Origin of the sequence: Streptococcus porcinus, from assembly GCF_901542335.1 — a bacterium.
Lineage (GTDB): Bacteria > Bacillota > Bacilli > Lactobacillales > Streptococcaceae > Streptococcus > Streptococcus porcinus_A.
This window is the reverse complement of the sequence record NZ_LR594036.1, coordinates 1,887,212-1,902,220: the sequence shown is the minus strand read 5'-3', so window position 1 is coordinate 1,902,220 and position 15,009 is coordinate 1,887,212. Positions and strand designations below refer to the sequence as shown.

Genomic DNA, 15,009 nt, shown 5'->3' with positions numbered 1-15,009 from the left:
TTCTAATTGAGATAATAGAAAACCTGCCAGTGGCAGGGGTTCTATTGAAATATGTGAAACTTATTGATTGGCCAGTATCGCAATTTTACTTTTCCAATTAAATCAGTTTTTTTGAAGGTTCCTACTTCACGACTATCGCGTGAAACAATCCGGTCGTCCCCGAGTAAGAAATACTCTCCTTTAGGAACAGTAATTGAGAACTCTGTCCTCCCAGAACTATCAACAGTGAAAGCATTAGCACTTTTTGCTAACTCTTGAAAGAGAGTGTTATAAGAGTAAGTTTTTTCAAGCTTATCTTCTTGGAAGGCTGCTAAGTACTCTTTAAGATAAGGTTCTTGTGTTTCTTTGCCGTTAATAGATAACATATCATTTTTGAAAGAAATAGTGTCGCCAGGCAGACCAATGACTCGCTTAACAATTTCTTTGGTTTGACCGTCTTCTTCTTCTTTTGCAACGACCACATCAAAACGATTAATTTTTGTATGACGTAATACGATTAAGCGTTCATTGTGGGCTAAGGTAGGATCCATTGAATGGCCGTCAACTCTGACAGGCTGCCAATAGGTAAGGCGTGAAATTCCGAAAATAAGGATAAAGAGGATAAAGAGTCCCCATTCTTTGATAAAGTTTTTCATGTTTTTCCTCGATAATTATGATTTTTTACTTAAAGCCATTGCTTTACTAGTATTTGCAAAATGTAACTTGGCACTATAGTCAAGAGCTGACATGCCATAGGCTTGGATAAGCTGGCTAGCAACCAAATCGGATGCTTTCCCAGCCCCACTAGGTAATTGATAGCCTAGCTCTTTGCTGAGATGATCTAAATTTTCTAAAAAAAGGTTACGGGCGATGATGGAACTAACTGCAACTGCCAAAAATTGTCCTTCAGCTTTTTCAATTAAAGACAAAGGATTAGGAAACTGATTTTTTTCCTTCTTGAGGTGTTTTTGATAATTCTGCTTACTAGTAAAAGCATCAATTACGATTTTACTAGGTTTAACACCTGATTGCAATAACAGGAAAATGGCTTGATTGTGTAAGGCGACTTTGACTGAGACCGCATTGTAAGCTTTGTCGGGACCGACCATCTGATTATATTTTTGGGGAGATAATAGCAGGGCTTTATGTCTTATTTTTTCTTCTAACAAAGGAGCAATCTGTCTAATTTTATGGTCGTTAAGAGTTTTAGAGTCGTTTACACCAAGCTCTTTAAGATAAGGATGATCAGTAGGCTCAACGTAGCTCGCTACAACGGCGAGCCCTCCAAAATAAGAACCATTACCAACTTCATCACTTCCAATTAAGGGAATATTTTGGTCACGAGTTTGAACAACAGAATGTTGAGAAGCTGTTTTTTTATCAGACTTAAGACCTAGCTCGTTTGCCACAGTTTCAACCTGACTTCCTTGAAGAACAAGTTTACCAGATGAATATAACAGACAGGTAACAGATTTGTATTTTGCTGCTAAAATGACATATGGGCTTGAGTTGCTGATGTGATAAGGTTTAAGTAAATCAGTTATTTTTTTTATTTGAGAAGGGGTGGGTTTGATAACAATAGTTTCCATAAGAGTTATTTTATCATAAAAAAGGAAGCAAGGCGAAATCATTTAGTCCAGCTCCTTTAAAAGTTGTTATTTTACGAAAGCTTTAAATTACGGTATAATGCTTATGAGGGGTGTACCTATGAAAAGTAATAATCGTTTTAAATTTACCTTTGGTGAAAAACAGTTGACCTTAACGACTGATAAAGATAATCTCTTTATGGAAGAAGTTGAGCACGTTGCAAAAGAAAAATACAATGCTATTAAGACTAGATTGCCAGAAGCAGATGATGAAACTGTGGCTATTCTAATGGCTATTAATTCTTTGTCAACACAACTAAGTCGTGAAATTGAAGTTGAAAAATTAGAAAAAGAAATCAGTGAATTACGTCAGAAAACGCTTGTTGGTATTCAAGAAAAAACGAATCAAGCTGCACTGGATGAGGAATAAAGATGGTTTCACTACTTATCCTTTTAATCTTGTTATGGCTTTTTTATATTGGCTTTAGCAGAGGTATTATTTTACAATCTTTTTATTTTTTAGGGGCTGTTTTTTCACTTTTTGTAGCTAAAAATCATTACCAATCTCTAGCCCGACATCTTACCTTATGGATTCCCTATTCAAATCCCATAGAAGGAACCAAGATGGCCTTTTTTAAAGATGTGAATATTTTTGACCTAAGTAAAGTTTATTATGCTGGTATTGCTTTTGTCGTTATTTTTATCATTTCCTACACACTTGTTCGTTTTATTGGTGTTTTTGTTCACTTTTTGCCTACGGACTATCTTAAGGATCAAAAATGGCAAATTGTTAGTGGCTTTATGGCTGTTTGCGTAGGGATTATGGTTTTTTCAATGCTATTTAGCGTCCTTGCAACAATTCCACTGTTAAGTGTTCAAGAACAATTGTCTCGACATTTTCTGATTAAACAACTGATTACACAATGCCCACCTATGACCTCTATCATTCACTATTTGTGGATTGATCAGGTCATCTAAGACCAGAACATGCTGTCTGGTCTTTTTCCATAGCATTATTTCCCAGTATTTAAGGTATAATAGGAGTTATGAATAGAAAAATTTTAGAACAATTAGAGTTTGCTAAAGTTAAAGAACAGTTCCAAACTTATCTGCAAACTGATCAAGCCAAATTTGAATTACAACAATTAGAACCAACCAACCAAATTAGTAAGTTACAAGATTATATTACAGAAGTTAAGGAAATGTCAGCGATTTTTGTTGAAAATCACCATTTCACGATTGGGACGTTGCGAGACCTAACTGAGCCCATACGTCGCCTAGAATTAGAAACTGACCTGAATATCCAAGAGCTACTAGATATTAAGCGGCTCTTGATGATTTCAGCCGAGATTAGCCGTTTTTACCAAGAGTTAGAAAATGTTGATTTAGTCGTGCTAAAGAGGCTTTTTGAGAAAGTCGAAACTTTTCCTCATTTGCAAGGTTCTTTACAAGCCATTAACGATGGCGGATTTATCGAAAGCTTTGCTAGTCCAGAATTAGCGACTATCAGAAGAAAAATGACTGATAGCGAAAACCATGTGCGTCAACTCTTACAAGACATCTTAAAAAAATATGGAGATTTTCTTTCTGAAAGTTTAATTGCTAGTCGAAATGGTCGCAGTGTTTTACCAGTGAAAAATACCTATCGGCATAAAGTAGCTGGTATCGTTCATGATATCTCAGCATCAGGAAACACGGTCTATATCGAGCCTCGGGCTCTGGTTCAGCTTAATGAAGAAATCACTCAGCTACATGCGGATGAGCGTCATGAGATCAGTCGCATTTTAAAATCTCTGTCAGACATGTTGAGGTCACATAGTCGGGCATTGGCTAATAATGCTTGGCTAATTGGCCATCTTGACTTTGTAAAAGCCAAGTATCTTTATTTAATAGATCATAAGGCTAGCTTACCCAAAATTTCTGCGGACAAGTCTATTCAGCTTTTAAATGTTCGTCACCCGTTACTTAAAAATCCAGTGCCTAATGATTTGCATTTCTCGCGACAGCTTTCAGTTATTGTCATAACTGGACCAAACACAGGTGGGAAGACAATCATGCTAAAAACCTTAGGTTTAGCCCAAATCATGGGGCAATCGGGGCTCCCTATTTTAGCTGATCAAGGATCAAGTATCGCTGTTTTTAAAGATATTTTTGCAGATATTGGTGATGAGCAGTCTATTGAGCAAAGCCTATCAACTTTCTCAAGCCATATGACTAATATTGTAGCTATCTTAGATGAAGCAGATCAAGACAGCTTAGTTCTCTTTGATGAACTTGGAGCGGGAACGGACCCTCAAGAAGGGGCAAGTTTAGCGATGGCTATTTTGGAGCAGTTGCGCTTAACGGAAATTAAGACAATGGCTACTACTCACTATCCAGAATTGAAAGCCTATGGCATCGAAACAGCCTTTGTTGAGAATGCTAGTATGGAGTTTGACAGTCGTAGTTTGAAACCCACTTACCATTTTATGCAAGGTGTCCCAGGCCGTTCGAACGCTTTTGAAATTGCCCGTCGTCTCGGTTTAGCTGACCATATTGTTAATCAGGCAGAGCAGATGACGGACTCAGATAGTGATGTCAATCGCATTATTGAAGAATTAGAAAAACAGACGCTTGAAAGTCGGCACCGCCTTGATCATATCAAAGAAGTTGAGCAAGATAACCTTAAATTTAACCGCGCGGTCAAAAAGCTTTATCATGAATTTGCCCAAGCCAAGGACAAGGAAATCGAGAAAGCCAGCTTAGAAGCGCAAGAAATTGTTACTTTGGCTTTGGCTGAAAGTGAAGAGATATTAACAAAATTACATGAAGCGTCAGCATTAAAACCACATCAAATCATAGAAGCTAAGGGTCAGTTGAAAAAGTTGATTCCCAAAACGGATTTAACTCAAAATAAAGTCTTGAAGAAAGCTAAGAAACTACGACAACCACAGATTGGTGACGATATATTAGTAACTGCTTATGGCCAACGAGGAACACTTCTAAATCAGGTAAAAGGAAATAAATGGGAAGCACAAGTAGGTTTGATAAAAATGACTTTAACCGAAGATGAATTTCAATTGGTTAAGGTTACTGAGGAGAACCAAAAACCGAAAAAACAGACCCTAAATGTAGTAAAACGAAGCACAAGCAACGGACCACGTGCACGACTGGATTTACGAGGCAAACGCTATGAAGAAGCTATGCAAGAACTAGATGCTTTTATCGACCAAGCCCTTGTTAATAATATGAGCCAAGTAGATATTATTCACGGAATTGGCACTGGTGTTATTCGTGAGGCGGTAACCAAATATTTGCGTCGCAACAAACATGTCAAAAGTTTTGGCTATGCGCCTCAAAATGAAGGTGGCTCAGGTTGTACCATTGCTAACTTGGGCTAACGATGATAAGTTGCAACTGTGTTACCCATGCTTTCTGAGTCACCGTAGCAGATGCTTGCTTTATGATTAGAATTGCCCTAAAATAAACATATGATTTAGAAGAAACGGAGACATATTATGACACAAATCGTTACCGATGCAACATTTGAATCAGAAACAAAAGAAGGATTAGTTCTTATTGATTTCTGGGCAACTTGGTGTGGTCCATGCTTGATGCAGGCGCCAATTATTGAACAATTATCTGAAGAATTGGATGAAGATGACATCAAAATCTTTAAAATGGATGTTGATGAAAATCCAAATACTGCTAGTGAATTTGGCATTATGTCTATTCCGACACTCTTGTTCAAAAGAGATGGACAAGTTGTAAAACAAGTGGCGGGTGTTCATACAAAAGACCAAATCAAAGCTATTATCGCTGAGCTTTCATAAAAACTTCCCTATTAATGGGAAGTTTTTTAGTTCTGTTATAAATGTTAAAAAGGAAAAGAGCAGGGACTTAAGTGTTGAGGTAAGTTTCTAGTATTTTCTTTTGTGGCGTAGCCATCGGGTAGCTAGCCATTTCATCTAAGGTGACCCAAGCAACTGTGCGCTCGTGAATAGGGGATGTTTTTATAACTTTCCCTTCAGTTAAGGAGATAGTCCATTTTTGATGGCTAAAGGTGTGTTTGACTAAAGGAAAGCTTTGCGTAGACCAAGTAATAGCTAATCCGTAACTCTCTTCGAAAGTAGCTGTTTGTGAACAGCGTTTTAAAATTGTCTGTTGTTCTGAAAAAAGGTCAAGCTGTTGGCCAATAAAATTGGTCTCCAAAATTGGAAATGACCAAAAGCCTCCTAAAAGTCGTCCTTGATTATTTTTTTCAATTAAAAACCGTCCAGCTTCATCTTGAATAATAAATGCTTGGATTTCAATAGGACGTGGTTTTTTCTTAGGTTTTTTAATCGGATATTTATCATAGGTTCCATGAAGATAAGCTGCGCAAAAAAAGCGGATAGGGGACTCATCTGGTCTAGGGTTTTTAGCAGATTCGATATCGGTGCCCAGATCCATAAGAGCTTGGTTGAAGTCTCCAGGACGTTTGGGATCAATTAATTTTTCCATCAAAGCTTGGAAAATCTTGCGGTTCTTGGGATCTCCAATGTCATAATCTACTTCAAAAAGGCGGGCCATGACCCGCATCACATTACCATCAACAGCTGGTTGTGGTAAGTTAAAGGCAATACTGGCGATAGCTCCGGCAGTGTAAGGGCCGATTCCTTTTAATTGGGTTATTTCGTGATAAGTTGAAGGGAAATTGCCTTCAAAGGAAGTCATGATTTGTTGCGCAGCCTTCTGCATATTTCGTACGCGGGAGTAATAGCCTAATCCTTCCCAAGCTTTGAGCAGACGCTCTTCGCTAGCCACTGCCAATTCAGCAACAGTTGGGAACCAGTCCAAAAAACGGTGATAGTAAGGGATAACTGTCTGAACTTGAGTCTGCTGTAACATAATTTCTGAAACCCAGATGTGATAAGGGTTTTGGGTTCGGCGCCAAGGTAAATCCCTTTTTTCTTGGTCATACCAGTTTAATAAAGTACGACGAAAATCAGTGATTTTATCTTCTGGCCACATATCAATACCATAATCTTTTAAATCCATCATGTTGTTATTGTAACATAGGCTATTAAAAAATAAGGAAAAGATGTTCTTTATCCTTTTCTTCTATTTTATTTGTGGGTGCTATAAATAGGATTGTTATTTCAGCAATAGTGTACATTTTGATTCTTTTAAGGAAATAGTATGCAGGTAATAGCATCAAGAGAGATACTATTGAAAGTAAGTTTATTCTGCTTATTATATTAGACATACAATATGGCTTTAAAGTATATTCCAGAAGATATTCATTAGATGCTATATTTGATATTTATTAGGAATCGTTTAACTGTTGACCGATTATAAAAATAGCCCAGTAGTAGTTGTTGTCTTTTAGGGATATGATGTTGAGAATTAGAAAAAGCTTATACAAGATACAAAAGTGGAGACAACTGGTGGTATGAACTAGATTAAGGCTGCAATCCAATGTGAAGTTTATGGAGCATCGAAAAGGATGAAAAACGTAACTCCTTATGACATAAATTGTAGAAGAGAGATTACTAGTAAGCGATAATAAAAAACAAATTTTCCTTGATTTTGAGTCCAGTCTCCTGTATAATAGTAATCTGTGAGCATCCCTCACTTACCTGCATCATAAGATGTAGGTCACTAGACCAAAAGGAGGAAAATATCAATGGCTAAATACGAAATTCTTTATATCATTCGTCCAAACATTGAAGAAGAAGCGAAAAACGCTTTGGTATCACGCTTTGACTCTATCTTAACTGACAACGGTGCTACAATCGTTGAATCAAAAGATTGGGAAAAACGTCGTCTTGCATACGAAATCAATGATTTCCGTGAAGGACTTTACCATATCGTTAACGTTGAATCTGAAGAAGCAACAGCTCTTAATGAGTTTGATCGTCTTTCAAAAATCAACGGTGACATTCTTCGTCACATGATCGTTAAACTTGACGCTTAAGACAAGCAGTAAGAAGGTAGTTTATGATTAATAATGTAGTACTAGTTGGTCGCATGACCAAAGATGCAGAGCTCCGTTATACCCCAAACCAAGTAGCAGTAGCTACTTTTACCCTTGCTGTCAATCGCACTTTCAAGAGCCAAAACGGGGAGCGTGAAGCAGATTTCATTAACTGTGTTATTTGGCGCCAACCTGCTGAAAATTTAGCAAATTGGGCAAAAAAAGGTGCTTTAATTGGAATTACTGGTCGTATTCAGACTCGTAATTATGAAAATCAACAGGGGCAACGTGTTTACGTAACGGAAGTGGTTGCGGATAATTTCCAAATGTTGGAAAGCCGTGCTACACGTGAAGGTGGCTCATCTAATTCTTATAATAGTGGTGGTTTTAATAACGCATCAACTAATAGTAATTATTCGGCTCCTTCTCAACAAACACCTAACTTTGGTCGAGATGAAAGTCCATTTGGTAATTCAAATCCAATGGAAATTTCAGATGACGATCTGCCATTCTAAAAGAATGGGTTTGTACGAATAAGAAATTATTCGAGTTCGGGTTGATTACTGATAGTAGACAGTAACTAAGGAAAGCCTTTTTCTATAGAGACTTCTAAATCATAATTGCCCTAAACATTAGAATTTATAAAGGAGAAAAAACATGGCTCAACAACGTCGTGGCGGATTCAAACGCCGTAAAAAAGTTGACTTCATCGCAGCTAACAAAATTGAATATGTTGATTACAAAGATACTGAACTTCTTAGCCGTTTCGTGTCAGAACGTGGGAAAATTCTTCCTCGTCGTGTAACAGGAACTTCAGCTAAAAACCAACGTAAAGTAACCACAGCAATCAAACGTGCTCGTGTTATGGCACTTATGCCTTACGTAAACGAAGATTAAAAAAAAAGACCCAATGGGTCTTTTCAGATTGAAGACAAACTGGTCTGAACCTCCAGTTTGTCTTTTCTTTTACTTTCATTATGATTATTGGGCTAACTTTGGCAACTTTCAAGCCAATTAAAAAGGATATTCTCGCCATTATCTTACTATATTTTTTCATATTCAAGCACGCTAAAGTCAGTCCAACGGTTGCCTCCATTTTGGACTTTCCTTTTAATCTCGTGTAGCGCAAATTGTGATATTCTTTAGCTGTTCCAAATAAGCGTTCTATCGTTTCTTTGCGCTGTTGATAACATTCTTTCATCCCTTTTTGGTGTCGGATGTCTTCACAGACTTCTAAATCTTCTTTCCATAGATGACGAGTGATAACTTTTTGATGGGTTTTCGATTGGGTACAGACTGATAATAGCGGACAGGTCTGACAGATAGCTGGATCACTTTTGTACTCACTATAGCCATCTCGAGTAGTGGTTGAATAACATAAGGAGTGGTTCTCTGGACAGAGGTAGACATCATAATACTCATCATAGACAAACTCTTTAGGGCTAAGCATTCCTTTTTTGCCACGTGGTCTAGTATATGGAAAAACGGGTGTGATACCTAGAGATAGTAAATAGTGGGCAATGCTGGGTGTTTTATAACCAGAGTCTGCGATAAGATAGCTTGGTTGTAATGCTTTAATTTGGTCAAACAGTTCTGGGAAAGCCTGACTATCATGAACATTCCCAGCGTGAATACTATATCCTAGTGCCCAACCATATTTATCACAAGCGACTTGAGCATTATAAGCAAAAACTTGTTTGTGTTCTCCCTTATGAAACCAACCGCTATCAGAGTCGGTTGTAGAAATTTTCTTACTTGTGGGCTCTTTTTCTCTGGCGAGCCCTAACAACTTTTTTCCGTGTTTTTCCCTATCTTTGGCAATTTCTCGCTCTAATTGGGCACTCATGAATTTAGCTTGCGCCTCTACTTCCTGATTGATATATTTGTGATTGTTAGCAGCTGCTTTAATATGGGTACCGTCCACAAAGATTTCAGTAGGGTCAATTAACCCGGCATTCAGGCAGAGCCCTAAAATATGAGAAAAGATAGCTTCAATGACTTGTTTATCTTGGAAACGACGACTGTAGTTCTTTCCGTATGTTGTGAAATGAGGCACCTTATCTTCTAAAGTCAACCCAAGAAACCAGCGGTAAGCCACATTAACCTCAATTTCCTTGATGGTTTGACGCATGGAACGAATGCCAAAGAGACATTGAATCATGGGAATTTTCACTAACATGACAGGGTCCAAACTAGGACGACCGTTATCCGCACAATAACTGTCCTTCACTAAGTCATAAATAAATGAAAAATCTATCGCTTCATCAATTTGACGCAAGAGATGGTCTTTAGGAACCAAGTCATCTAAACTATAGAAACCAACTTGATTGCGATTGTAGTTAGGATTTTCTTTGTGGAACATACTGAGACCTCCTAGAACTTCTTATCTTTATTATAACTCTTAGCAAAAAGAAAAGCCCTAGAAAAATCAATTTCTAACGACTTTGTCTTCAATCTGAAAAGACCCAATGGGTCTTTTTTCGTGTCCTTCAAAATTGAAGAACAAATTAAACCAGAGAACTTTCTGAAGTGCTTAAAATAGGAAGAAAATTATGATAAGGTTTGAGCTCCCTTTGCCACTTATACTAGGTAAAAAGGAAATTATCGAAGGTTATCGTCCTTTTAAATCTAGGGTAAAAGAAAAGACAAACAGGTTTTAGAGCCTATCTGTCTTCAGCAGAACAAGTGAACTATATTTTTCGAGTTAGCGTGCTGACATAGCATTTTGGACATTGTATTTTCTTTTGAGGTAGTAGCGAAGGGCGATTGCAAGGGCTCCTAAAGCGACTAAAACAATAGGTGGCAACTGAGGGTTAAGTGATTGTGGTAGGTAGGCAGTTGCAGTATAAAGACTTACCCAAATTAACATTGCTAATCCAAGTGCTCCGATAATTTTAACCCATCCTGGTCGTTGGCTTTTTGGTTTGTTCATATGACGGTAAACAAAATAGTAGGTGGCATACATAGAAGCTCCTCCACCAAAACCTAAGGCTAGTAAGGAAAGTAGCCCCGTTCCATTAGCCTTAGTGGCTGGGTTAAAGAATGTCATCATTCCGTTTAAAAGGGCTACAATTCCAATAAAGATTAATGAAGTGTCTAACCACATTAACCAAGGATTAGTATTTTTTGTTTCTTCTTCAATTTTTCTGCGACCTTTTTCACCTGTTTTTTCAGTAAAGGAAGCTGCCCAAGCAGTGGGAGCGCCTAAGAAGGTGCGAGCTGGTATTCCTTGCCTTTGTCTTTCGAGGATTGTAGGAACTGTTTCCTCTAAAATATCTTTAATTTCTTGATCAGATTTGCCATCTTGAATCAAACGATTAGTAGCAATATGAATAAATTCTTGATTTTTTTTGGTTAGCTGTTGAAAATCCATGGGGTCTCCTTAGAGTAGTCTAAAATAATATTGTGAAAAGGGGTTTACTTATAACGTTTTAGATGATAAAACTAGCAGAGTTACTTTAGTTATCTTAGTAATTACTTGCTTAAAACCATTTTTTCCTTAAGAAGTAGATGATAACGCCAGATGATCCTAAAACAGCAATCAGAACAATGAGAAAGAAACCGTGTTCTAAGTCATTAAAGGGCATCCAATTATTTTGGAAGTTCATACCATAAGCTGAGAAAATCACAGTTGGAATATCTAAAGTCATAGTCATTAAGGCCAAGGTCTTCATGATAGTGTTCTGATTGTTATTGATGATAGAAGCTGTTGTCTCGGTCATAGCATTTAAGACATTTTCATAAATCCCAGCCATTTCAATGGCCTGCTGTGTTTCAATCAGTGTATCCTCCAGTAAATCTTCATCTTCAATGTATTTTTTTAAAGAAGAAGTAGAACTGGATAGTTTTTTAACAATGCGCTCATTGAATTTCAAAGAGGCTTTCAGGTAGACGATGGATTTTTCAAGTTCCATCATATCAACAAGCTCTTCGTTACGAGTTGCCTTCTCAAGCTGTGCTTCTAAGCGATCACTTTGACGATCAATTGTACGGAGTGCGGTAAGAAATAGCTCAGCATTGCGGTATAAAATTTGAAAAACGAAACGCGTTTTCATAAAGGTATAGAAATTTTTCACCCGCTTGTTATGAAAATGGTCAAATAAAGTTAACTCCTGAAGACAAGTTGTAATCACCGCTTGCTCAGTAACAATTATTCCCAGTGGGACGGTAACATAATAACTCTTGCTATTGCGTTCTTCGTACGTTGGGACGTCAACGATAATTAAAGTATAGTCATCTTCAACAGCGATACGAGATGTTTCTTCAATATCCAAGGGGGCTCTTAAGTCTTCAATATCAATGTTAAATTGATTAGCAACCTCAATAGACTCTTCCTGGGAGGGGTTCACCAGTTTAATCCAAGCCCCTGGCTCGAATGTTTCAATTTCTTTGAATTCAATTGCTGATGAAAGAAACATTTGTTTCATGACAAGCCCTCCTTTTTAATGATAGTCTATTAGCTTAGGAAGATGATGTGAAAAACACTTGAAAACCTATGAAAATAAATGGTAACACATAATACCCCTAATTATAATTAAATACTTACCTATTATACTATAAATGATCAAGTTTGGGACAACTGAATATTAGAAAATTTTGTTATAATATAGAAAATTGTTATCAGAAAGAAGATTGGTTAAGAACCATATGCAAGATAAGTTAATTATTCATGGAGCGCGAGCTCACAATTTAAAAAACATAGACGTAGAGATTCCCAGGGACAAACTTGTTGTTGTCACAGGACTATCTGGATCAGGAAAGTCTAGTTTAGCTTTTGACACTATTTATGCTGAGGGACAACGTCGCTACGTAGAGAGCTTATCAGCCTACGCTCGACAATTTTTAGGTAATATGGAAAAACCTGATGTCGACTCTATTGACGGTCTTAGTCCAGCAATTTCTATTGATCAAAAAACAACTAGCAAAAATCCACGTTCGACAGTTGGTACTGTTACGGAAATTAACGACTACTTGCGACTTTTGTATGCCCGGGTAGGAACGCCCTACTGCATCAATGGGCATGGTGCGATAACTGCTTCATCTGTTGAGCAAATCGTGGAACAAGTTTTGGGTTTACCAGAACGGACAAGGATGCAAATCTTGTCTCCAATTATTCGTCGTAAGAAGGGGCAACATAAAACAGTTTTTGAAAAAATTCAAAAAGACGGATATGTTCGGGTTCGAGTTGATGGCGACATTTACGATATTTCAGAAGTTCCTGAATTATCTAAAAGCAAAATGCATGATATAGAAGTTGTTATTGACCGGTTAGTCAACAAAGAAGGTATTCGTAGTCGCTTGTTTGATTCTATCGAAGCTGCCTTACGACTGGGAGATGGCTATCTGATTATTGACACTATGGATGGTCATGAACTCCAATTTTCAGAACACTATTCTTGTCCGATTTGTGGTTTTACAGTACCAGAATTAGAGCCTCGTCTTTTCTCTTTCAATGCACCATTTGGCTCTTGCCCAACTTGTGATGGACTGGGGATTAAATTAGAAGTAGATTTAGACTTAGTTATTCCAGATTCGAGTAAAACACTACGTGAGGGGGCGCTTGCTCCTTGGAATCCTATTTCATCTAATTATTACCCAACGATGCTTGAGCAAGCCATGGCTACCTTTGGAATTGATATGGATAAACCTTATCAAGATTTATCTGAAGCAGATAAGGATTTAATTTTGTATGGTTCGGGTGAGCGTGAATTTCATTTTCATTATGTTAATGATTTTGGTGGAGAGCGCAACATTGACATTCCTTTTGAAGGTGTCGTAGCGAATATTAATCGTCGGTACCATGAAACAAATAGTGAATATACTCGAAATGTAATGCGGGCTTATATGAACGCTTTAACCTGCACAACTTGTCATGGTTATCGTCTAAATGATCAGGCTTTATGTGTTCGGGTTGGTGGTCAAGATGGACCGAACATTGGTCAAATTTCAGAACTATCTATTGCTGATCATTTGAAACTATTGGAAGAGCTAATTCTTTCTGAAAATGAGAGTACAATTGCTAAGCCGATACTTAAAGAGATTCATGATCGTTTAACCTTTTTAAATAATGTCGGTTTAAACTATCTAACTCTTTCTCGTGCTTCGGGTACCTTGTCGGGAGGTGAAAGTCAACGAATTCGCCTGGCAACACAAATTGGCTCTAATTTATCAGGCGTCCTTTATATCCTTGATGAACCTTCAATTGGTCTACATCAGCGTGATAATGACCGCCTAATTGATAGTTTGAAAAAGATGCGTGATTTGGGCAATACATTGATTGTTGTAGAGCATGATGAAGATACTATGATGCAGGCAGACTGGTTGATTGACGTGGGTCCTGGAGCAGGTGAATTTGGCGGCCAAATTATTGCCTCAGGAACGCCAAACCAAGTTGCTAAGAATAAAAAATCGATTACGGGACAATATTTATCTGGTAAAAAAGCAATTCCTGTACCCCTAGAACGACGCCGAGGAAATGGTCGATTCTTAGAGATTAAAGGAGCGAGTGAGAATAATTTACAGAATATAGATGTTCGTTTTCCCCTAGGGAAATTTATTGCCGTAACAGGTGTATCTGGCTCTGGAAAATCAACATTGATTAATAGTATTTTGAAAAAAGTAGTCGCTCAACACCTTAATAGAAATTCTGAGAAACCTGGCAAACATAAATCTTTTGAAGGAATTGAGTATATTGATCGTTTGATTGATATTGATCAAAGCCCAATTGGAAGGACACCCCGCTCAAATCCAGCAACTTATACAGGTGTTTTTGATGACATTCGTGATCTTTTTGCTCAAACCAATGAAGCTAAAATTCGTGGTTATAAGAAAGGTCGCTTCTCATTCAATGTTAAAGGCGGTCGTTGCGAAGCATGCTCAGGAGATGGTATTATTAAAATTGAAATGCATTTTCTACCTGATGTTTACGTTCCATGTGAAGTGTGTCATGGACGTCGTTATAACTCAGAAACCTTAGAAGTTCATTATAAAGATAAAAATATTGCTGAAATTTTAGATATGACCGTAGATGATGCTTTAGAATTTTTTGCAGCAATTCCTAAAATTGCCCGTAAGATCCAAACTATTAAAGATGTTGGACTAGGTTATGTGACCTTGGGGCAACCTGCTACGACACTGTCAGGAGGGGAAGCTCAGCGGATGAAATTAGCTAGCGAGCTTCATAAGCGTTCAACAGGTAAGAGTCTTTATATCTTAGATGAGCCAACTACAGGCTTGCACACTGATGATATTGCAAGACTGCTAACAGTGCTGGAACGGTTTGTAGATGATGGTAATACTGTTTTAGTTATTGAGCATAACTTGGATGTTATTAAGTCAGCAGATTATATCATTGATTTAGGCCCTGAAGGTGGTGTTGGCGGTGGTCAAGTTATTGCCATTGGTACACCAGAAGAAGTAGCAAAGGTCAAGGAAAGTTATACAGGACATTATTTAAAAACAAAATTACAATAAAAAAACCGGTGGAAAACTGTACTGCACCCCAAA

Annotated in this window: 14 protein-coding genes; 8 read left to right on the top strand and 6 right to left on the bottom strand. The window is 37.6% G+C overall.

Annotated elements, in window-relative coordinates; all coding sequences use genetic code 11:
- Positions 1 to 41: 41 nt before the first annotated feature.
- Both lepB and rnhC read right to left on the bottom strand, forming a co-directional pair.
- Positions 42 to 635 (bottom strand): signal peptidase I, encoded by a 594-nt coding sequence (gene lepB / locus FGK96_RS09195; RefSeq protein ID WP_003085300.1) that lies wholly within the window; start codon positions 633 to 635, stop codon positions 42 to 44.
- Positions 636 to 650: 15 nt separating this feature from the next.
- Entirely contained in the window at positions 651 to 1,568 is a 918-nt protein-coding gene (rnhC, locus tag FGK96_RS09190) for a ribonuclease HIII (protein ID WP_138083530.1), read from the bottom strand.
- A gap of 118 nt (positions 1,569 to 1,686) precedes the next feature.
- Here rnhC and FGK96_RS09185 point away from each other — a divergent pair, with 118 nt between their 5' ends.
- From FGK96_RS09185 to trxA, 4 genes are all read left to right on the top strand, one after another.
- A complete protein-coding gene (locus tag FGK96_RS09185) occupies positions 1,687 to 1,995 on the top strand; it encodes a hypothetical protein (protein ID WP_003084886.1) in 309 nt (102 codons plus the stop codon).
- A gap of 2 nt (positions 1,996 to 1,997) precedes the next feature.
- The gene (locus FGK96_RS09180) at positions 1,998 to 2,543 is read left to right on the top strand and encodes a CvpA family protein (protein ID WP_138083263.1); all 546 of its coding nucleotides are present in this window, start codon (positions 1,998 to 2,000) and stop codon (positions 2,541 to 2,543) included.
- Positions 2,544 to 2,611: 68 nt separating this feature from the next.
- Positions 2,612 to 4,945, top strand: a complete 2,334-nt coding sequence (locus FGK96_RS09175; RefSeq protein ID WP_138083262.1) for an endonuclease MutS2 — start codon at positions 2,612 to 2,614, stop codon at positions 4,943 to 4,945.
- A gap of 117 nt (positions 4,946 to 5,062) precedes the next feature.
- Entirely contained in the window at positions 5,063 to 5,377 is a 315-nt protein-coding gene (gene trxA / locus FGK96_RS09170; RefSeq protein ID WP_138083261.1) for a thioredoxin, read from the top strand.
- A gap of 67 nt (positions 5,378 to 5,444) precedes the next feature.
- Here the strand turns inward: trxA and mutY are convergent, their stop codons facing one another.
- Positions 5,445 to 6,587, bottom strand: a complete 1,143-nt coding sequence (mutY, locus tag FGK96_RS09165; RefSeq protein WP_138083260.1) for an A/G-specific adenine glycosylase — start codon at positions 6,585 to 6,587, stop codon at positions 5,445 to 5,447.
- 625 nt (positions 6,588 to 7,212) lie between these two features.
- Between mutY and rpsF the strand changes: the two genes are divergently transcribed.
- From rpsF to rpsR, 3 genes are all read left to right on the top strand, one after another.
- Entirely contained in the window at positions 7,213 to 7,503 is a 291-nt protein-coding gene (gene rpsF, locus FGK96_RS09160) for a 30S ribosomal protein S6 (RefSeq protein ID WP_003084800.1), read from the top strand.
- A gap of 23 nt (positions 7,504 to 7,526) precedes the next feature.
- On the top strand, positions 7,527 to 8,018 hold the full coding sequence (locus FGK96_RS09155; RefSeq protein ID WP_003083754.1) for a single-stranded DNA-binding protein: 492 nt from the start codon (positions 7,527 to 7,529) through the stop codon (positions 8,016 to 8,018).
- Between the two features lie 142 nt (positions 8,019 to 8,160).
- Positions 8,161 to 8,400 (top strand): 30S ribosomal protein S18, encoded by a 240-nt coding sequence (rpsR, locus tag FGK96_RS09150; RefSeq protein WP_002983142.1) that lies wholly within the window; start codon positions 8,161 to 8,163, stop codon positions 8,398 to 8,400.
- Here rpsR and FGK96_RS09145 read toward each other — a convergent pair.
- From FGK96_RS09145 to FGK96_RS09135, 3 genes are all read right to left on the bottom strand, one after another.
- Positions 8,375 to 9,865, bottom strand: a complete 1,491-nt coding sequence (locus FGK96_RS09145; RefSeq protein WP_138083259.1) for an IS1182 family transposase — start codon at positions 9,863 to 9,865, stop codon at positions 8,375 to 8,377. The two genes, rpsR and FGK96_RS09145, sit on opposite strands and share 26 nt — an antisense overlap.
- A gap of 342 nt (positions 9,866 to 10,207) precedes the next feature.
- Positions 10,208 to 10,876 carry a DUF1129 domain-containing protein gene (locus FGK96_RS09140; RefSeq protein ID WP_138083258.1) on the bottom strand — a complete coding sequence of 223 codons (669 nt, stop codon included), beginning with the start codon at positions 10,874 to 10,876 and terminating at the stop codon, positions 10,208 to 10,210.
- A gap of 109 nt (positions 10,877 to 10,985) precedes the next feature.
- A complete protein-coding gene (locus FGK96_RS09135) occupies positions 10,986 to 11,930 on the bottom strand; it encodes a magnesium transporter CorA family protein (protein ID WP_138083257.1) in 945 nt (314 codons plus the stop codon).
- A gap of 220 nt (positions 11,931 to 12,150) precedes the next feature.
- Between FGK96_RS09135 and uvrA the strand changes: the two genes are divergently transcribed.
- A complete protein-coding gene (gene uvrA, locus FGK96_RS09130) occupies positions 12,151 to 14,976 on the top strand; it encodes an excinuclease ABC subunit UvrA (protein ID WP_138083529.1) in 2,826 nt (941 codons plus the stop codon).
- Positions 14,977 to 15,009: the final 33 nt, after the last annotated feature.

Excerpts from the sequence above, each read along its gene's own strand:
- FGK96_RS09155 (WP_003083754.1), top strand. The coding sequence starts at position 7,527 with ATGATTAATAATGTAGTACTAGTTGGTCGCATGACCAAAGATGCAGAG.
- mutY (WP_138083260.1), bottom strand. The coding sequence starts at position 6,587 with ATGATGGATTTAAAAGATTATGGTATTGATATGTGGCCAGAAGATAAA.
- FGK96_RS09145 (WP_138083259.1), bottom strand. The coding sequence starts at position 9,865 with ATGTTCCACAAAGAAAATCCTAACTACAATCGCAATCAAGTTGGTTTC.
- rpsR (WP_002983142.1), top strand. The coding sequence starts at position 8,161 with ATGGCTCAACAACGTCGTGGCGGATTCAAACGCCGTAAAAAAGTTGAC.
- FGK96_RS09175 (WP_138083262.1), top strand. The coding sequence starts at position 2,612 with ATGAATAGAAAAATTTTAGAACAATTAGAGTTTGCTAAAGTTAAAGAA.
- FGK96_RS09135 (WP_138083257.1), bottom strand. The coding sequence starts at position 11,930 with ATGAAACAAATGTTTCTTTCATCAGCAATTGAATTCAAAGAAATTGAA.
- FGK96_RS09140 (WP_138083258.1), bottom strand. The coding sequence starts at position 10,876 with ATGGATTTTCAACAGCTAACCAAAAAAAATCAAGAATTTATTCATATT.
- rnhC (WP_138083530.1), bottom strand. The coding sequence starts at position 1,568 with ATGGAAACTATTGTTATCAAACCCACCCCTTCTCAAATAAAAAAAATA.
- FGK96_RS09180 (WP_138083263.1), top strand. The coding sequence starts at position 1,998 with ATGGTTTCACTACTTATCCTTTTAATCTTGTTATGGCTTTTTTATATT.
- uvrA (WP_138083529.1), top strand. The coding sequence starts at position 12,151 with ATGCAAGATAAGTTAATTATTCATGGAGCGCGAGCTCACAATTTAAAA.
- rpsF (WP_003084800.1), top strand. The coding sequence starts at position 7,213 with ATGGCTAAATACGAAATTCTTTATATCATTCGTCCAAACATTGAAGAA.
- trxA (WP_138083261.1), top strand. The coding sequence starts at position 5,063 with ATGACACAAATCGTTACCGATGCAACATTTGAATCAGAAACAAAAGAA.
- FGK96_RS09185 (WP_003084886.1), top strand. The coding sequence starts at position 1,687 with ATGAAAAGTAATAATCGTTTTAAATTTACCTTTGGTGAAAAACAGTTG.
- lepB (WP_003085300.1), bottom strand. The coding sequence starts at position 635 with ATGAAAAACTTTATCAAAGAATGGGGACTCTTTATCCTCTTTATCCTT.